Here is a 17,016-nt window from a genome sequence, read left to right as displayed (position 1 = left end):
TCCCTCCTTGTATTCCTCATTCTACATTGAACAATTATTAATTGTTCAGCCCCAAAAGCTTAGCTATTAGTGCCATTCTAACATACATTCCGTACTTGGCCTGTTGAAAGTAGCAGGCTCTCGGATCATTGTCCACCTCGTATGCTATTTCATTAACTCTTGGAAGAGGGTGAAGAATTATCATATCCTTTTTTGCATTCTTAAGCTTAATTTCATCTAATATATAACTGTCTTTAAGCCTTATATATTCATCTTCATTAAAGAATCTTTCTCTTTGAACTCTTGTCATATAAAGGATATCAAGCTTGTCTATAACATCCTCCATTCTTGAAGCTTCTATAAAACTTATATTATTCTTTTGTAATACTTCTTTTCTTATATAATCTGGAATTTTTAATTCTTCAGGTGAAATGAGAATGAATTTATTGTTTTCATATCTTGAAAGTGCCTTTATTAGTGAGTGAGCTGTTCTACCAAATTTTAAGTCTCCACAAATTCCGATAGTATGGTTACTAAGATTCTTCTTTATAGATTTGACGGTTAATAGATCTGTTAAGGTTTGAGTTGGGTGCTGATGACCTCCATCGCCGGCATTAATAACTGGAATATTAGAATACATTGCAGCAGCCTTTGGTGCTCCTTCCTTTGGATGTCTCATAACGGCAATATCAGCATAGCAGCCTACTGTTCTAATAGTATCTGCAACACTTTCACCCTTTGATACAGAACTTGAATTTGGTTCTGAAAATCCAATTACTTTGCCACCAAGTCGAAGCATTGCAGCCTCAAAGCTAAAGCGGGTTCTAGTGCTTGGTTCATAGAATAATGTGGCTAAAAGTTTACCTTCACAAAGCCTAGTAAACTTTTCTGGAGATGAAATGATTTCTTCTGATAGGCTGAAAATTTCTTCTAATTCCTCTAAAGTAAAATCCATGGGGTCAATTAAATTTCTTCCCTTTAACATATTCTTTTCCTCCTTTTTTAACCTCACTGGGCTAAATTAAAAGATTTTTTACATTAAAAAATGCCTTCCAATAAACGGAAGGCATAGTTATACAAAGTTAATAAAAGTATACAACTATTTCTACTATCCTTCCTGGTCTCTCTGGACCAAACTTAAAGGCTTTATAAAATAATAGCATATATTATGTTTTTCAGCAATAGAGATTTTTTTAGCAGCTATCATAATTTGAAATTATGATATTTTATTTGCATAATCTCTAGCTATTTTAATATTTTAATTTATTTCAATTGAATACTTGTTTATTTTTTACCTATATCTTTTCTATAGTATATACCTTTGAAATCAATAGTTCCAATATCTTGGTATGCCTTCACTGATGCCTCTTCTAAGGTGTTTCCAATACAAGTAACACACAAAACTCTGCCCCCAGTTGTTGAAAGCTCTTTATCACTTTTCTTAGCTCCAGCAATAAATACCTTGCCTTTAACCTTCCCAGTTCCATTAATTGCAAAACCTGTATTATATTCACCTGGATAACCTTCAGAAGCAGCAACGATGCAGCAGGAATACCTATCTTTCCATGCAAATTCAGTATTAAGCAAAGCTCTATTTATCGCTTTATTAATTATATCCATAAAGTCACTTTCCATTAATGGTAATACAGCCTGAGTCTCCGGATCTCCCATCCTTACATTATACTCTAATAGGTAAACTCCATTTTCATTTATCATAACTCCGAAAAATATAATTCCTATATAATCCATATCTTCTTCTCCTATACCCCTTAGGGTAGGAGCCATTATGTCATGTTTAAAGCTTTCATACATTTCATTTGTAAAGTAAGGATTAGGTGAAACTGCACCCATTCCACCGGTATTTGGGCCTTCATTATTTTCATAAATTGTCTTATGATCCTTGGCTGATAGCATTGGAACAATTGATTTTCCATCTGTAACAGCTAACATGGAAGCTTCAAAGCCTTTTAAATATTCTTCAATAACTAGCTTTTTCCCAGCACCCTTAAATATGTCCTTTACCATAAAGCTTTCTACAGCTTCTTTAGCTTCCTCATAGGAATTACAAATTACAACACCCTTTCCCGCTGCTAGTCCATCGGCTTTAATAACTATAGGAAAGGTGCAGCTTTGTAGATAAGCTTCTGCTTTTTTATAATCTTCAAAGACCTCATAAGCTGCTGTTTTAACCTTGTATTTTTTCATAAATTCCTTAGCATAGGCCTTGCTGCCCTCAAGCATAGCTGCCTTTTCTGAGGGACCAAATATTTTAAGCCCTTTTTCCTTAAATTTATCTGCAATACCCTTAATAAGTGGTGCTTCTGGACCTACAACAGTTATGTCTATTTTGTTTTTCTCAGCAAAGCTTAAAAGTTCATCTATTTCTCTTATATTAACATTCTCACACTTATCTTCCATGGCAGTACCTCCATTACCTGGAGCACAGTAAATTTTATGAACCTTATCACTTTGTGCCAATTTCCATGCTATAGCATGTTCTCTACCGCCGCTTCCGATTAATAAAACCTTCATATTTCACCTCCTATTAACAATGAACAATTAAGGAATAAGGTTTTCCTCCCGGCAAAATATCCTTAATTTGTTCATAAAATATATTCCAGAGCAATCTACTTTATTATTTTGTTCTTATTATGACTTTTAATGTTTAAAATGTCTGATTCCAGTAAAGACCATTGAGATTCCATACTTATTGCACTCCTCAATCGAATCCTTATCACGTATGGAGCCCCCTGGCTGGATAATAGCCTTTATATTATATTTTGCAGCTTCACGTGCAACATCGCCAAAGGGGAAGAAAGCATCAGAGGCAAGTACTACTCCGTCTTTTGCCCTGTCAAGTGCCTGCACAGCTGACCAAATTCTATTTGTCTGTCCCCCCGCAATTCCTTTCGCAGCTTTATCCTTTACAACTACAATTGCATTTGATTTAACGTATTTAGCTACCTTTATACCAAAAATCAATTCCTCTAATTCCTCTGAGCTAGGAGCTTTATCTGTAACACAGTTTATTTCATCTATTAATTCATTATCTCTATTTTGTACAAGCAATCCACCATCAACTGAAACAAATTCAAGGCTATCAACTGGCTTTACATTGCAGCTTATAACTCTTAAATTTTTCTTAGAATAAAGGATTTCTATGGCATCTTCATCAAATTTCGGAGCTATGACAATTTCTAAAAATATTTTTATAAGCTCCTCAGCAGTAGCCTTGTCCACTACTTTATTAAAGGCAACAATACCTCCAAAGATTGAAACCTCATCACAAGAATAAGCTTTAATATAAGCTTCTTTAGTGCTTTCTCCTAGAGCAACTCCGCAAGGGGTATTATGTTTAACCGCACAGCAGGCAGTTTCTTCAAATTCATTTACTACCTTCCAAGCTATATCCATATCCTTAAAATTATTATAGGATAGCTCTTTACCATGAAGCTTAACAAAGTTTTTCATGGAACCTGTGCCACAGGCAGCTTCATAGTATGCAGCAGCTTGGTGTGGATTTTCTCCATATCTTAAAGCTGTATTCTTTTTATAGGAAATTGTAAAGTAATCAGGATATTTTTCTTCTAATAAGAAGCTGCTAATAGCTGCATCATAGGCTGCAGTTAAATTAAATACTTTTCCAGCTAAAATTTTTCTTGTATTAAAAGAAAGCCCGCCGTGTTCTTTCATTTCATTAATTACACTATCATAATCTTTAACATCACTTAGAACAACTACATCTTTAAAATTTTTAGCTGCTGCCCTAAGCATGCTTGGCCCACCAATATCTATAAACTCAACCTTTTCATCAAATTCAATATCCTCATCTACCTTTTCAAAGAAGGGGTATAAATTAACTACCACCATATCAATTGGCACAATGCCTTTTTCCTTTATCTTGTCCATATGCATTTTATTTTCTCTAATAGCAAGAATCCCGCCATGAATAAAGGGATGAAGAGTTTTTACTCTGCCATCTAAAATTTCCTCAAAGCCAGTTACTTCTGAAACTTCAGTAACATTTATATTATTTTCTTTTAAATATTTATAAGTTCCTCCAGTTGAAATAATCTCAACATTACGATTTATTAAAAAGCTTACTAAATCAAGTAAATTTGTTTTATCATAAACACTTATTAATGCTCTTTTCAAAATTTTGCCTCCTTATTATATTATGAATGCTTCCTGAAGCTTTATGTGGCAATAGGGACGTTTCTTGTGCCACATTATTCAAAGCTTTTTATTACCTCTGATAGGGCCTTATGTTCCTCAATAAGTACTCTCTGTTGAAGCATCTCTGCTGTATCCTCTGGATACACAGGAACTACCCTTTGACAAATTATTGCACCAGTATCAATGCTTTCATCCACATAATGCACAGTACACCCTGAATATTTAACACCATATTTTATGGCACTTTCATGTACCTTTATTCCATACATTTTGGGACCGCAAAAGGCTGGTATTAATGAAGGATGAATGTTTATAATTCTATCTTTAAAGCAGTTTATTATTTCCTTACCCAAAATTGATAAAAAACCTGCCAATACAATTAAGTCTACTTTTCCTAAGGTAACTTTAAGTATCTCATTTGAAAGTGCAGCTCCGTATATTTTCTTGTCAAAGGTATAAGTTGTAATGCTATTTTTTCTTGCTCTTTCTAGCCCAAATGCCCCTGCTTTATCGCTTATTACCATTTCAATGCTGCAATTTAAGTATCCAGATGTAATATTATCAATTATTGCTTGAAGATTGCTGCCATTACCGGAAATAAGTACTGCTATTTTAAGCACAATCCTTCCCCTCCAGCTTCTACATAACCTAAATGATAAGCCTTAAGTCCAAGCTTTCCTAAAGCTTCAACTATATTTTCCACATCTGAATTTTTAATACAAAGCACAAAGCCAATGCCCATATTAAAGGTATTAAACATGTGCTTTTCTTCTGCTCCAAGACTTATTAGGTGCTTGAAAATGTCTAAAATAGGGAAACTATTTTTTTTAACAACAGCAGTATAATTATCCTTAAACATTCTTGGTATATTTTCACAAAAACCGCCGCCAGTTATATGAGCCATGCCTTTTATATCAAAGCTTTCCATAAGCTTTAATATTGGTTTTACATATATTTTAGTAGGTGTTAAAAGCTTCTCTCCAATTGGTCTTCCACTATATTCTTTCTCAATATCCTTTATAAGCTTTCTTACTAAGGAGTATCCATTACTGTGAATTCCAGAGGCTTCTATTCCAATAAGAGCATCCCCTGCCTTAATACTGCTTCCATCTATTATTCTATCCTTTTCTACTACACCGACTGAAAAACCTGCTATGTCATACTCTCCATCCATATAAAAACCAGGCATTTCTGCAGTTTCGCCACCAATTAAGGCACAGCCTGCCTGAAGGCACCCTTCTGAAACCCCTTTTACAAGCTGCTCTGCTACTGCAGCCTCAAGTTTTCCACAGGCTAAGTAATCTAAGAAAAACAGCGGTTTTGCACCATGGCAAAGGATATCATTAACACACATTGCAACACAATCAATACCTACTGAATCATATTTCTTCATTTTAAAGGCTATATCTAGTTTTGTACCTACTCCATCCGTTCCAGATACAAGTACAGGATTTTTATAATTTCCAAGTTCAAACATTCCTGCAAAACTTCCGAGTCCATTTAAAACTCCAGGTATATAAGTTCTTTTAGCATGGTTTTTAATTAAATCTACCGCCTTATAGCCTTCTTCTATATTTACTCCAGAATTTTTATAATCCAAAATAATTACCTCCTTATTTAAGAGCTTATTTATCTAAATATTTAACTTGCCAAATATCTATTTGTGAAGTAGTAATACTATTAATTGTTCCAAGTAATCCCTCTTAGTAAATCCCCATTTGTATGAGCAAAATCCTGATGTCCCTACAGGTTTTGCGAAATACAAATAGCAGATTTACTTGAAATTATTCTAAATGTTCCTTCGAAGCTTCTATTGGTGCAGCTACTGGATATATTCCATTAAAACAACCAAGACAGAACCTGTTTACTCCTCCAAGTGAAGAAAGCAGTCCCTCTATGCTAAGGTAGTTTAAGCTGTCTGCACCTATTTCCTCCTTAATCTTTGAAAGCTCTAATTGTGCACCTATAAGCTCTTTTCTATAAGGAGTATCTATTCCAAAGTAGCAGGGATATTTAACTACTGGAGAAGCTGCCCTAAAATGCACCTCAGTAGCTCCAGCCTTTCTTAAAAGTTCTACAAGTCTCCTACTGGTTGTCCCTCTTACTATTGAATCATCTATAAGTACAACCCTTTTTCCTGAAACATTTATTTTTAAAGGGTTAAGCTTTACTGCAACTGCCCTCTCTCTTATGCTTTGAGACGGGGCTATAAAGGTTCTTCCTACATATTTATTTTTTACAAAGCCCATACCATAAGGAATTCCAGAAGCCTTTGCATAGCCCATAGCTGCTGCCATGCCGGAGTCTGGCACACCTACGACCACATCAGCCTCCACTGGATTTTCTTTATACAATCTTTCCCCTGCTTTAAATCTTGCCTCGTAAACGTCAATTCCATCAATTATACTATCTGGTCTTGCAAAGTAAATATATTCAAAGGAACAAATTTCATGTTTAGCTCTCTCGCTAAAATCAATGGATTTTAATCCATCTTTATCTATAATAACTATCTCTCCAGGCCTTACATCTCTTATAAGCTCTGCTCCTACAGCATCTAAGGCACAGCTTTCAGAACATAGAATGAAACTATCATTTAACTTTCCAATGCAAAGAGGTCTTATGCCATTAGGATCTCTTACTCCTATAAGCTTGTCTCCTGTTAAAATTACTATAGCATAGGAGCCCTTAATTGCCTGAATAGCATCTACAACAGCTTTTTCTATGCCCCTTTTAGCCCCTCTTGCAATAAGATTTAAAATAACCTCAGAATCATTTGTAGTCTGAAAAATGCAGCCTCCATCCTCTAAAAGCTCTCTTATTATATCTGCATTTACAAGGTTTCCGTTATGGGCAATTGCAATAGAACCAAGCTTGTACTTTCCTATTATTGGCTGAGCATTAACTACGTTGCTTGATCCAGTAGTAGAATAACGAACATGTCCAATAGCCAAATTTCCATCTAAAGTATCAATTAAATTCTTATTAAATACTTCAGAAACTAACCCCATAGCCTTATAGCACTCAATTTCACTGTTCTTTGCAACAGCTATACCTGCACTTTCCTGGCCTCTATGCTGAAGTGCATAAAGTCCATAATAGGTTATAGAAGCAGCTTCTATAGCCTCCTTACCGAAAATGCCAAATACTCCGCATTCCTCTTTAAGCTTATCATCCTCAAACATCATATTAATTATCTCCGCTAATTCTTTTTAATATTTCTACATAAGCTTCCTTTACGTTTCCTAAATCCCTTCTAAATCTGTCCTTATCAAGCTTCTCATTTGTAACAGCATCCCAAAATCTGCAGGTGTCTGGAGATATTTCATCAGCTAAAATAATTTCTCCTTCTTTTGTCTTTCCAAATTCCAATTTAAAATCTATTAATTTAATACCCTGCTTTAAGAAAAACTCCTTTAGTATCTCATTAATATTAGCAGTCATTTCATATATAAGCTTAAGTTCTTCAAAAGTAGCTATGCCCATTGCCGCTGCATGATAATCATTAATTAAAGGATCTCCTAAGGAATCATTTTTATAGCTAAGTTCAAACACTGTAGTTTTAAGCTCTGTTCCTTCTGCTAGACCATACCTTTTAGCCATGCTTCCTGCAGCAACGTTTCTTACAATTACTTCTAGCGGAACTATATCCACCCTTTTGCAAAGCTGCTCTCTATCGCTTAATTTTTCTATAAAATGTGTTCTTACTCCGCTTTCTTCTAACAGCTTGAAAAGCATTGAGGTTATAGTGTTGTTAAAAACACCTTTATCTTCAATTTGACCTTTTTTCTCACCATTAAATGCTGTTGCATCGTCCTTATAATAAACTACAACCTTCTCACAATCCTCAGTAGTGTATATTTTTTTAGCTTTTCCTTCATAAATCATTTCTAATTTCTCCATTAAAATTCCACTCCTTCATTATTTTCTCTTATAAATTTTTCTTTTAAATTTGCTCTATATAACTTTAATTTTTCCTTAATTTCAGGGTACTTTAATGCTAAAAACTGCACTGCCAGCATTCCCGCATTGTAGCTGTTATTTATACCAACTGAAGCTACAGGAATTGATTTTGGCATCTGAACTATGGAAAGCAGTGCATCCATTCCATTAACTGCAGCATTTATCGGAACCCCTATAACAGGTAGGGTTGTATGAGAAGCAATAACTCCAGGTAAATGTGCTGCAAGCCCTGCTCCAGCAATAATTCCTTCACAGCCCTCATTTTCTAATTCTTTAATGACTTCTAAAAGTCTTTCAGGAACTCGATGAGCAGATAATATATAAGCTTTATAGTCAATACCAAACTCCTTTAATGCATCTGCAGCTCCCTTCATAATATCCTTGTCAGACTTGCTTCCAAAAATAATTGCAATCACTTATAAAACCTCCATTTTATCAACTATTTGAAGTATGAAACTCCTGCTTCAAAAATCTTCTGTTCATTAATTTCAGGTATATTTTTATAAAGTCCATTTCCTCTTCTCTCACTGTGAGCCATTTTACCAAGTATTCTTCCATCAGGACTTGTTATAGCCTCTACAGCATAGTAAGAGCCATTTGGATTGTGTTTAATGTCATAGGTTGCATTACCTTCAAAGTCTACATATTGAGAAGCTACTTGTCCATTATTAATAAGCCTTTTAATTTCCTCTTCACTGCATACAAAACGTCCCTCACCATGAGATACAGGTAAAGTGTGTATTTCTCCTATTGCTGCATTACTAAACCAAGGTGAAAGCTTTGAAACTACCTTTGTTCTAACCATGCAGGATACATGCCTTCCAATAGAATTATGGGTTAAAGTAGGACTATTCTCAGATAATTCTCTAATATCTCCATAAGGCACTAGGCCATGCTTAATAAGAGCTTGAAAGCCGTTACAAATGCCCAGCATAAGACCGTCTCTTTCATGTAATAGCCTCATGACAGCCTCATTAATTCTTTCATTTCTGAGTATTGCTGTTATAAACTTACCAGAACCGTCTGGCTCATCTCCAGCACTAAAGCCTCCAGGCAGCATCATTATCTGCGAGGCATCAATATACTTAACCATATTATCTATAGCTTCTTCTATATCTTTGTGATTCAAATTTCTAAATACAAAGGACTGCACCTCTCCTCCTGCTTTTTCAAAGGCTCTTTGTGAGTCATATTCACAATTTGTGCCAGGGAAAACAGGAATAAATACTTTTGGTTTTGGTACCTTAATAATTGGTGATTTATTGAAGCTTCTTTCAAAGCAAATATTATGAAGTACCTCTTTATCTTCATGAACTTTTGTAGGAAATACTTCTTCTAATGGGCTTGTATAACTTTCTAAGGCTTCATTAAGGGAAATTATTTCTTCACCAATTCGAATTTTTTCTTCTAGAGTTGTGCAACCTAACTCTTCATAATCAGTGCCTTTTAGAAGCTCATTTATATTTACCTCACTGTTAAGTTCTAAAATCATTGAGCCATAATCGGGGCAAAGTAGTGTATTGGTGGAAATGGATTTTGAAAATACAAACCCTATTTTATTTCCAAAACTCATCTTGCTTATTGCCTCACTTATACCTCCTGCTCTAACTGAAATTGCAGAAAGAATTTTACCTTTTTTATTAAGTTCTATTACTTTTTCGAAATTATTCTTAAGCTTATTGAATACAGGAAGCTCTTTATTATCACGTTCTGCCTTTAATAAAACCACTTTGCTGCCTGCTTTCTTAAATTCTGGTGACAAAACTGAATTTACCTCACTTAAGCAAACTGCAAAAGCTACTACAGTTGGAGGCACATTTAGCTCCTTAAAGCTGCCTGACATACTGTCCTTTCCCCCTATAGCCGGTACCATCAGTTCTTTTTGTACATAAAGAGCACCTAAAAGAGCAGAGAAGGGTTTTCCCCATTTTGCAGGATCTTTCCCCAGTCTTTCGAAATATTCTTGTAGAGAAAGCCTTGCCTTCTTATAATCTCCTCCTAAGGTGGTGATTTTCGCCAAAGCTTCAATTATTGCATATACCGCACCATGAAATGGACTCCATTTACCAATTTTCGAATTATATCCAAAGCTCATTAAGGATACAGTCTTTGTATCACCTTTTAATACTGGAAGCTTTGCTGCCATTCCTTCTGCAGGAGTAACTTGATACTTGCCCCCATAGGGCATCAGTACTGTAGCGGCTCCAATGGTACTGTCAAATCTTTCACCTAAACCCTTTTGCAGACATATATTTAAATCCTTTAGATTATTAAGCCAATCCCCTTTTAAATTTTTAATGTCGTAGTTATAATTATTAAAGTAATTTTTCTCCTCCAGAGGCGCTTGTACTGTTACATCAATGTTTTGTTTTGCACCATTTGTATCTAAAAAGCTTCTAGCTATATCAACAATATGTTTACCCTTCCAAAGCATTTTAAGCCTTTTTTCCTCTGTAACTCTTGCAACAACAACAGCTTCAAGATTCTCTTCCTTAGCAAGGGAAATAAAATCCTCTGCATCCTCCTTAGCTGTAACAACTGCCATTCTTTCTTGAGATTCTGAAATAGCAAGTTCGGTTCCATCAAGTCCTTCATATTTTTTAGGTATTAAATTTAAATTTATTAATAACCCCTCTGCAAGTTCTCCAATTGCCACAGCAACTCCCCCTGCTCCAAAATCATTACAGCATTTAATAAGCTTTGCTGCTTCAGGGTTTCTAAAGAGCCTTTGGAGCTTTCTTTCAACAACAGGGTTTCCCTTTTGAACTTCTGCACCACAGCTAATAATAGACGCTTCATCATGTTCTTTAGAAGAACCAGTAGCCCCGCCGCAGCCATCTCTTCCAGTTCTTCCGCCTAATAAAATTACCACATCAGAAGGTTCAGGAGAGTCTCTTCTAACATTTTGCTTTGGTACTGCTCCTATAACCGCTCCAACTTCCATCCTTTTTGCTATAAAACCTTCATCATAATGTTCAACTACTTGTCCAGTCGCTAAACCAATCTGATTTCCATAGGAACTGTAGCCCTCTGCAGCACCTATGGCTATTTTCCTTTGTGGCAGCTTTCCCTTAATAGTAGCCTCTATTTTAGCCCTCGGGTCGCCGCTTCCTGTGATTCTCATTGCTTGATAAACATAGGCTCTTCCAGAAAGAGGATCTCTAATTGCACCTCCAAGGCAAGTAGCTGCCCCTCCAAATGGCTCAATTTCTGTAGGATGATTGTGGGTTTCATTTTTAAACATTAACAGCCACTTTTCTATTTTCCCTTCAACATCCACATCTACTTCAATGCTGCAGGCATTAATTTCTCTGGAAACTTCTAAATCTTCAAGGAGGCCCTTCTGCCTCATTTCCTTCATTGCAATAGTTGCAATATCCATAAGACATACTGGTTTTACTTTGTCTTTATAAACATTAGCTCTGCTGTCTAAATATCCGTGGAAAGCATCTTTTATAGGTTCTGTAAACTTACTTTTTTCAATCCTTATATTTTGAATATTTGTCATAAAGGTAGTATGTCTGCAGTGATCAGACCAATAGGTATCTATAACCTTTAATTCTGTTATACTTGGATTCCTCTTTTCATCATTTTTAAAGTAATCTTGTGCAAAGCTTAAATCCTCTATGGTCATTGCAAAACCATATTTAACCCTAAGCTTATTTAATTCGTCCTCACTTAAGTCAATAAAACCTTCAAGAATATCCACTTCATTGTTAACTTGAATCTTCTCCATAAGAAAATTTGGTTTTGACATTTCAGCTTCCCTAGAATCTATAGAGTTAATGCAGTAATTCTTAACTTTATCAAATTCCTCCTTGGAAATAGTTCCCTTTAAAACTATTACCTTTGCAGTATTAATTTTCACTTCATCTATATTTAAAAGCAGCTGAATACATTGCAAGGAAGAATCAGCTCTTACGTCATACTGCCCAGGTAAATATTCATAGGCAAAAGCTATATCTCCCTCATCCATACTTAAGTCATCATAAGAACAATCCACAGCAACCTCTGAAAGAATATACTTTCTAACTACCTCAAACTCTCTTTCTGATATTCCGCTAATATCGTACCTGTTAATTACACGAACTGCTGTAAGGCCTTTAATCTTAGCGTTATACTTTAAATCCTTAAGAAGGCTTTTAGCTTCCACGGCATAACTTGGTTTTTTCTCAACAAATAACCTTATTAAATTGTTTTCCATAGACAACACTCCTCTGCAAAATAAAAAATTCCAACACAGACTTAGGTAAGTCCATGCTGGAATTAAATATAAAACTACATAACAAATAAAACTTAGTACATTTAGCCAACTTTAATAAAAGCTGTATAAACATAAGCTTTAATTTCCAGGACTCACCCATAGCCAGAAAATTTACGGTTTTCTCGTAGAAACTTCCGAACCCTATCATCGGAATTATATGGATGAATTATTAAGTTGTTTGATAAATACATAATAACACCTTAAAATATAAATTACAACATTCTGGACAAAATTATTTTTAATATCCGTATTGTAACGAACTTTATATTATTCATGAAAACCATAATTCGTAAATACTGTTTCTCTACCGTACAGCAACAGTTTCTTTTACTTTTACACCGGACATTCTATTTGCATAATCATTAAAACTTTCAAGATATTGTAGTTTACTGCAGTCATAACTCTTATGTTTATTTATAAGTTCTACAACATCTTGATTTCTTATAGCTTATACACAAACTACATCTCAAAATTTATATTATTAATCTTGTTATTTTTTTCATTTTTTTCTGCATATTCTTTTTTAAGCGGAGAAGTTACTTTTACCTTTATGGTATTGCATACAACCTTAGTGCCTCCTGTTACCTTGCTTAAATCTCCGCCTGCTTCTCTCACAACAGGGGCAGATTCCCCTGTCATAGCTGACTCATCAATTATAGCCATTCCTTCAATTATTTCACCATCACAAGGTATAATTTGTCCTGCTGAAATTTCTATTAAATCTCCTTTTTTCAGAGAGTTAGAGCATATATATTTTGTTTTTTGATTCTTACCAAGAACTTTTACTATAGATGTATGGTTGGTAGTTGAATTAAAATTGCTGGATGTTTTTCTAAATAATAAACATCTTTTAATGACACCTACAAATTTTATCAATAATATTATAAATGCATTTACTACCTTCATAATAAAGCCTCCTTATCAGGTAGTTACTTAAAAAAACTAAAGCAAAAACCCCTAAGACCTTTTGCTTTAGTTTAATATGCTAGTATCATATAATATTTGTTATTTAAATACAAATTCTATCTCCTTATCAAAAATAATCAAAAAAACTCAATTTAGCTAATGTAACTAATTTCTTAATGTCTTTTCTCATAGGATATCGAGGCTAGTCTTTTTTTCTGCTATCATCCATTAATTAGTATTCTATGAAATCACCGTGCAGCTCAGAAACAATTATCTTTTTACCTTCTACATTCCCATGCAGAGTCTCGGTAATGAATTTGTCTAAATTGTTTTTATTTGGAGTTAAAGTAATACTGTTATCTTTAACTTGATACTTACCTTTAATAAGTTCGCTGTCTTTACCTACTACATAATACAAAATAAAGCTGTTATCATTATTCAGCTTTAACTCTAAGTTTGAATTGCCTGTAAATTCGTAGGTTCCTGAATAGGGATTGTAACCATTATATCTAAAACAAACAAATATAAGCAAAACTGCAAATACTATAAAAATAATAAGATTTTTCATAAAGAGCTCCATCCCCTTTAATTTGTTGGTATGCTTTGATTATATTATCCAATAATCAAAACACCAATTTTAAAGTCAGACAGGAAATTACATATTCAAATTTAAAACAGCTTAAACAGTAAAATTATACTTCATAATCTCAGTTTTAAATCCTGTTGCTCCCTTTTACGATTAGAATTATTTAAATTGTTGCTAATATTATAAAATCTTTCAGAATCTTTTAAGTCACCTCTAAGTTTGTATACTTTACCTAATAACTCATATATTTCACCGTTATTTACATTTTCAGATAAAGCTTTTTTAAGCAGGTTAAAAGCTTCTTCCAGTTCTCCAATCTCTAACAATTCCTTAACTTTTTTTATATGTTTTTCTGTTGAAGTTGTACCACCTTCCAAGTATGGTTCAACCTCGCTAAGCACATTCCTCACCTTTTCTGCAGTAAATGGTTTTTGAAGGTATGCTACAGCTCCAAGTTTGGTGCACTCTACCGCATTTTTAACTGTCCCAAAAGCTGTCATTATAATAACAGGGGTTTCTATTCCAATACCCCTCATTCTTCTCAATACCTCCGTACCACTAATCTCTGGCATTTTTATATCTAAAAAAATCAAATCTACTTTTTCATTTCCTATTATATCTAAAGCTTCTATACCATTACTTGCTGTAAAAACCTTATAGCCGCTATATTCCAGACAAGTAGTAAGAAGAAGCTTTATATTTTTTGTATCATCTATCACCAGTACCTTTTTCATATTCTATCCTCCCTGTATAATCTATTCTTCCTGAAACAACGGTAGTGTAAAAGTAAAGGTACTACCCTCTCCAAGTTTACTTTCACACCATATTTCACCGCTTTGAGCCTCCACAATTTCTTTAGCTATGGCAAGTCCTAATCCAGTACCTTTATCTTCGGTACCTTCAACCTGCACAAACTTCTCAAAAATCTTTTCAGTATAACCTTCAGGTATTCCGTCACCCATATCCTTAACTGATATACACATCTTATTTTGTTTAACAAAAGCTGTAATAAGTATATTATCGCCTGAATGAGTATATTTTAAGGCATTTGATATTAAGTTGTTTAAAACCCAGGTTGTCTTATCAAAATCCACATTAACTTTTAAACCATTATCCATAATGTTATATTGTAAACTAATATTTTTCTCTTTTGCCTTTTCAATAAAACCTTTAATACTATTTGTAATAATAGCTTCTACGGAGTGAGGTTCTATTTTAAATATTGACTTACTAGACTCCAATTTAGAAATCTGAAGGAGGTTATTGACTAAATTTAATAACTTTTCACTTTCCTCATTTATAGTGCTCATTATTTCTTTTTGTTTTTCATTTATGCTCCCAGCGGCTTCTTCAAAGATCAGGCTGGAACCCATCATTATAGATGTAAAGGGAGTCTTAAACTCATGTGAAACTGTGGCAATAAAATCACTTTTAAGTTTTTCCACTTGCTTTAATCCTGTTACATTTTGAAATAGCACAACCAGACCATATTTTTTATTATTAAACTCATTAAGTTTTGTAACAAGTACATTGTAATAATAATCTTTATTGTTGTAATTAAAATAAAATATATTTTTCTGTGCTTCCCCATCCCGCAAATCATATATATTCTTAATATAATCATATAATTCACCATTTCTAATAACTTCAAGAAAATACCTGTTTATTACGGCTTCTTCCTTAAGGTCAAACAATTCCTCAAAGGCGTCATTTACTAACGCTATTTTATAGTCTGTATCCATAACAAGTATTGGATCTGAAATGCTTTTTACTATTGCTAAGGACTTATTCTTTTCAGCCAAAATTTTGCCTAAGGTACTCTGTTCAAATTCAAGAAGTCTTTGTGTCATATCATTGAATTCTTTAGACAATTCACCTATCTCATCTTCACTAACTATTTCTGTATGTTTATTTAACTCACCTTCTTTAAGTGCTTTCATATTGTCACGCAAAGCGTATAGCGGACTCAAGAATTTACGTAAAGATAGCCACGCAACAGCAAAACCCCCTAAAACAGAAAGCGCTGATAAAATTAGAATAAAGTACATAGAATTCTCAGAGGCTTCTGTTACTCTTTCTCTGCCATTAAACATTGCCTTTTCATTAAGTGAAGATATATCTCTTAGAAGTTTCTTTAATGTATTATATTGGGGGTAGATTTCATTATTATAAAAAGCTGTAGTCTTATCAGTATTAGGCTGCAGCGATAGTTCTTGAAGCTTTGAAAATAAAGTCAAATATTTTACATATGAAGTTTGTACTTCATTAACGAGTTCTTTTTCGCCATTTTCCGTTATGTTTCCGCCTTCCAAGTAATACCACTTATAAAAATCATTGCTGTAATTATTAAAACTACTTATGGCCTGATTTTTATCCATATTTATATAACTTAAGGTTGCGGCGTTCTGCCCATCCAGCGCCTCAAGCATAAAGCTTACTGCACTTATGCTCTTATAATTATCAGTCATTAAATTTTGAATGCTCCTGCTTAATGAATACACGTTAATAGCTGAAACAATCCCTAACACAGCAGTAATAAAAACTAAAAATGAGTAAACAGTTAGAAATTTACCTTTCAGAGTTTTAAGCATGGTACCCTCCTGTAATCCTCATAGGTCCATAATATTTTTAATTGTTATATTTCTAAAACTATGAAGCTTTAATTTAATAAAATTAGTATAAATTTTACAAATATAAAAGTCAAACCATAAGTATCGCTAATTATAAGTTATTAGTAATTTGAGACTAGAGCCCATGTATAGGTATAAAATACTTTTTTATGTACCTGAGTTGTTGTCTAAAACAGACTAACTTAAATATTAGCTGAGATAATATGACGTGAAATCAGTTACATTGCCCTAACCAAGACTTTCTGGCTAATTTAGGCAAGGATTTTCAAATTGTGGAGTAAAAGTTGTAGATATATTATATTAACATAAAGTTAACAGAAGCAGAATGTCTAGTTATCTAGGATTCTGCTTTTTTTATAAAAGCATTAAAAATAGCTTTATTAAACATAATAACTATTAAATAGTTAAAAATAATCATAACAGGGGTGAAGTGTAATGGTATTTTTAAGCGTGATTTTTCTAGCAGTCATTATTTATTTATTTTATGCTCTTTTAGAGCCTGAAAAGTTTTAATT

Annotated in this window: 14 protein-coding genes and 1 riboswitch; of the genes, 1 reads left to right on the top strand and 13 read right to left on the bottom strand. The window is 33.8% G+C overall.

What is annotated here, in order from left to right:
• Positions 1 to 37 precede the first annotated feature (37 nt).
• The 13 genes from pyrB to ACJDUG_RS05070 form a co-directional block, all read right to left on the bottom strand.
• Complete coding sequence (gene pyrB, locus ACJDUG_RS05130) at positions 38 to 964, bottom strand: aspartate carbamoyltransferase (protein WP_406768830.1); 927 nt, start codon at positions 962 to 964, stop codon at positions 38 to 40.
• A gap of 299 nt (positions 965 to 1,263) precedes the next feature.
• Positions 1,264 to 2,511: a phosphoribosylamine--glycine ligase gene (purD, locus tag ACJDUG_RS05125; RefSeq protein WP_406768829.1), complete on the bottom strand. Its 1,248-nt coding sequence runs from the start codon at positions 2,509 to 2,511 to the stop codon at positions 1,264 to 1,266.
• 126 nt (positions 2,512 to 2,637) lie between these two features.
• The gene (gene purH, locus ACJDUG_RS05120) at positions 2,638 to 4,137 is read right to left on the bottom strand and encodes a bifunctional phosphoribosylaminoimidazolecarboxamide formyltransferase/IMP cyclohydrolase (RefSeq protein WP_406769094.1); all 1,500 of its coding nucleotides are present in this window, start codon (positions 4,135 to 4,137) and stop codon (positions 2,638 to 2,640) included.
• 71 nt (positions 4,138 to 4,208) lie between these two features.
• The gene (gene purN / locus ACJDUG_RS05115; RefSeq protein ID WP_406768828.1) at positions 4,209 to 4,775 is read right to left on the bottom strand and encodes a phosphoribosylglycinamide formyltransferase; all 567 of its coding nucleotides are present in this window, start codon (positions 4,773 to 4,775) and stop codon (positions 4,209 to 4,211) included.
• Entirely contained in the window at positions 4,763 to 5,758 is a 996-nt protein-coding gene (gene purM, locus ACJDUG_RS05110) for a phosphoribosylformylglycinamidine cyclo-ligase (protein WP_406769093.1), read from the bottom strand. The genes purN and purM overlap by 13 nt, the downstream gene beginning before the upstream one ends.
• Before the next feature lie 181 nt (positions 5,759 to 5,939).
• Entirely contained in the window at positions 5,940 to 7,340 is a 1,401-nt protein-coding gene (gene purF / locus ACJDUG_RS05105) for an amidophosphoribosyltransferase (RefSeq protein ID WP_406768827.1), read from the bottom strand.
• A 1-nt stretch (position 7,341) separates the two neighbouring features.
• A complete protein-coding gene (gene purC, locus ACJDUG_RS05100) occupies positions 7,342 to 8,055 on the bottom strand; it encodes a phosphoribosylaminoimidazolesuccinocarboxamide synthase (protein WP_406768826.1) in 714 nt (237 codons plus the stop codon).
• On the bottom strand, positions 8,055 to 8,531 hold the full coding sequence (gene purE / locus ACJDUG_RS05095) for a 5-(carboxyamino)imidazole ribonucleotide mutase (RefSeq protein WP_406768825.1): 477 nt from the start codon (positions 8,529 to 8,531) through the stop codon (positions 8,055 to 8,057). The genes purC and purE overlap by 1 nt, the downstream gene beginning before the upstream one ends.
• Positions 8,532 to 8,554: 23 nt before the next feature.
• Positions 8,555 to 12,319 carry a phosphoribosylformylglycinamidine synthase gene (locus tag ACJDUG_RS05090; protein WP_406768824.1) on the bottom strand — a complete coding sequence of 1,255 codons (3,765 nt, stop codon included), beginning with the start codon at positions 12,317 to 12,319 and terminating at the stop codon, positions 8,555 to 8,557.
• Positions 12,320 to 12,458: 139 nt separating this feature from the next.
• Positions 12,459 to 12,560, bottom strand: a riboswitch (purine riboswitch).
• A 278-nt stretch (positions 12,561 to 12,838) separates the two neighbouring features.
• Complete coding sequence (locus ACJDUG_RS05085) at positions 12,839 to 13,285, bottom strand: P-type ATPase actuator domain-containing protein (protein WP_406768823.1); 447 nt, start codon at positions 13,283 to 13,285, stop codon at positions 12,839 to 12,841.
• Between the two features lie 232 nt (positions 13,286 to 13,517).
• On the bottom strand, positions 13,518 to 13,853 hold the full coding sequence (locus ACJDUG_RS05080) for a hypothetical protein (RefSeq protein ID WP_406768822.1): 336 nt from the start codon (positions 13,851 to 13,853) through the stop codon (positions 13,518 to 13,520).
• A gap of 131 nt (positions 13,854 to 13,984) precedes the next feature.
• Positions 13,985 to 14,605 carry a response regulator gene (locus tag ACJDUG_RS05075; RefSeq protein WP_406768821.1) on the bottom strand — a complete coding sequence of 207 codons (621 nt, stop codon included), beginning with the start codon at positions 14,603 to 14,605 and terminating at the stop codon, positions 13,985 to 13,987.
• Between the two features lie 21 nt (positions 14,606 to 14,626).
• Positions 14,627 to 16,462, bottom strand: a complete 1,836-nt coding sequence (locus ACJDUG_RS05070; protein WP_406768820.1) for a HAMP domain-containing sensor histidine kinase — start codon at positions 16,460 to 16,462, stop codon at positions 14,627 to 14,629.
• A 474-nt stretch (positions 16,463 to 16,936) separates the two neighbouring features.
• Here ACJDUG_RS05070 and ACJDUG_RS05065 point away from each other — a divergent pair, with 474 nt between their 5' ends.
• Complete coding sequence (locus ACJDUG_RS05065) at positions 16,937 to 17,014, top strand: potassium-transporting ATPase subunit F (protein ID WP_406769092.1); 78 nt, start codon at positions 16,937 to 16,939, stop codon at positions 17,012 to 17,014.
• Positions 17,015 to 17,016: the final 2 nt, after the last annotated feature.

Source organism: Candidatus Clostridium stratigraminis (genome assembly GCF_045310675.1).
GTDB classification, from domain to species: domain Bacteria; phylum Bacillota; class Clostridia; order Clostridiales; family Clostridiaceae; genus Clostridium_AT; species Clostridium_AT stratigraminis.
Note: the sequence above shows the minus strand (reverse complement) of the source record. Positions and strands in the feature narration are given on the sequence as shown.

Excerpts from the sequence above, each read along its gene's own strand:
- pyrB (WP_406768830.1), bottom strand. The coding sequence starts at position 964 with ATGTTAAAGGGAAGAAATTTAATTGACCCCATGGATTTTACTTTAGAG.
- purD (WP_406768829.1), bottom strand. The coding sequence starts at position 2,511 with ATGAAGGTTTTATTAATCGGAAGCGGCGGTAGAGAACATGCTATAGCA.
- purF (WP_406768827.1), bottom strand. The coding sequence starts at position 7,340 with ATGATGTTTGAGGATGATAAGCTTAAAGAGGAATGCGGAGTATTTGGC.
- purC (WP_406768826.1), bottom strand. The coding sequence starts at position 8,055 with ATGGAGAAATTAGAAATGATTTATGAAGGAAAAGCTAAAAAAATATAC.
- ACJDUG_RS05090 (WP_406768824.1), bottom strand. The coding sequence starts at position 12,319 with ATGGAAAACAATTTAATAAGGTTATTTGTTGAGAAAAAACCAAGTTAT.
- ACJDUG_RS05085 (WP_406768823.1), bottom strand. The coding sequence starts at position 13,285 with ATGAAGGTAGTAAATGCATTTATAATATTATTGATAAAATTTGTAGGT.
- ACJDUG_RS05080 (WP_406768822.1), bottom strand. The coding sequence starts at position 13,853 with ATGAAAAATCTTATTATTTTTATAGTATTTGCAGTTTTGCTTATATTT.
- ACJDUG_RS05075 (WP_406768821.1), bottom strand. The coding sequence starts at position 14,605 with ATGAAAAAGGTACTGGTGATAGATGATACAAAAAATATAAAGCTTCTT.
- ACJDUG_RS05070 (WP_406768820.1), bottom strand. The coding sequence starts at position 16,462 with ATGCTTAAAACTCTGAAAGGTAAATTTCTAACTGTTTACTCATTTTTA.
- ACJDUG_RS05065 (WP_406769092.1), top strand. The coding sequence starts at position 16,937 with ATGGTATTTTTAAGCGTGATTTTTCTAGCAGTCATTATTTATTTATTT.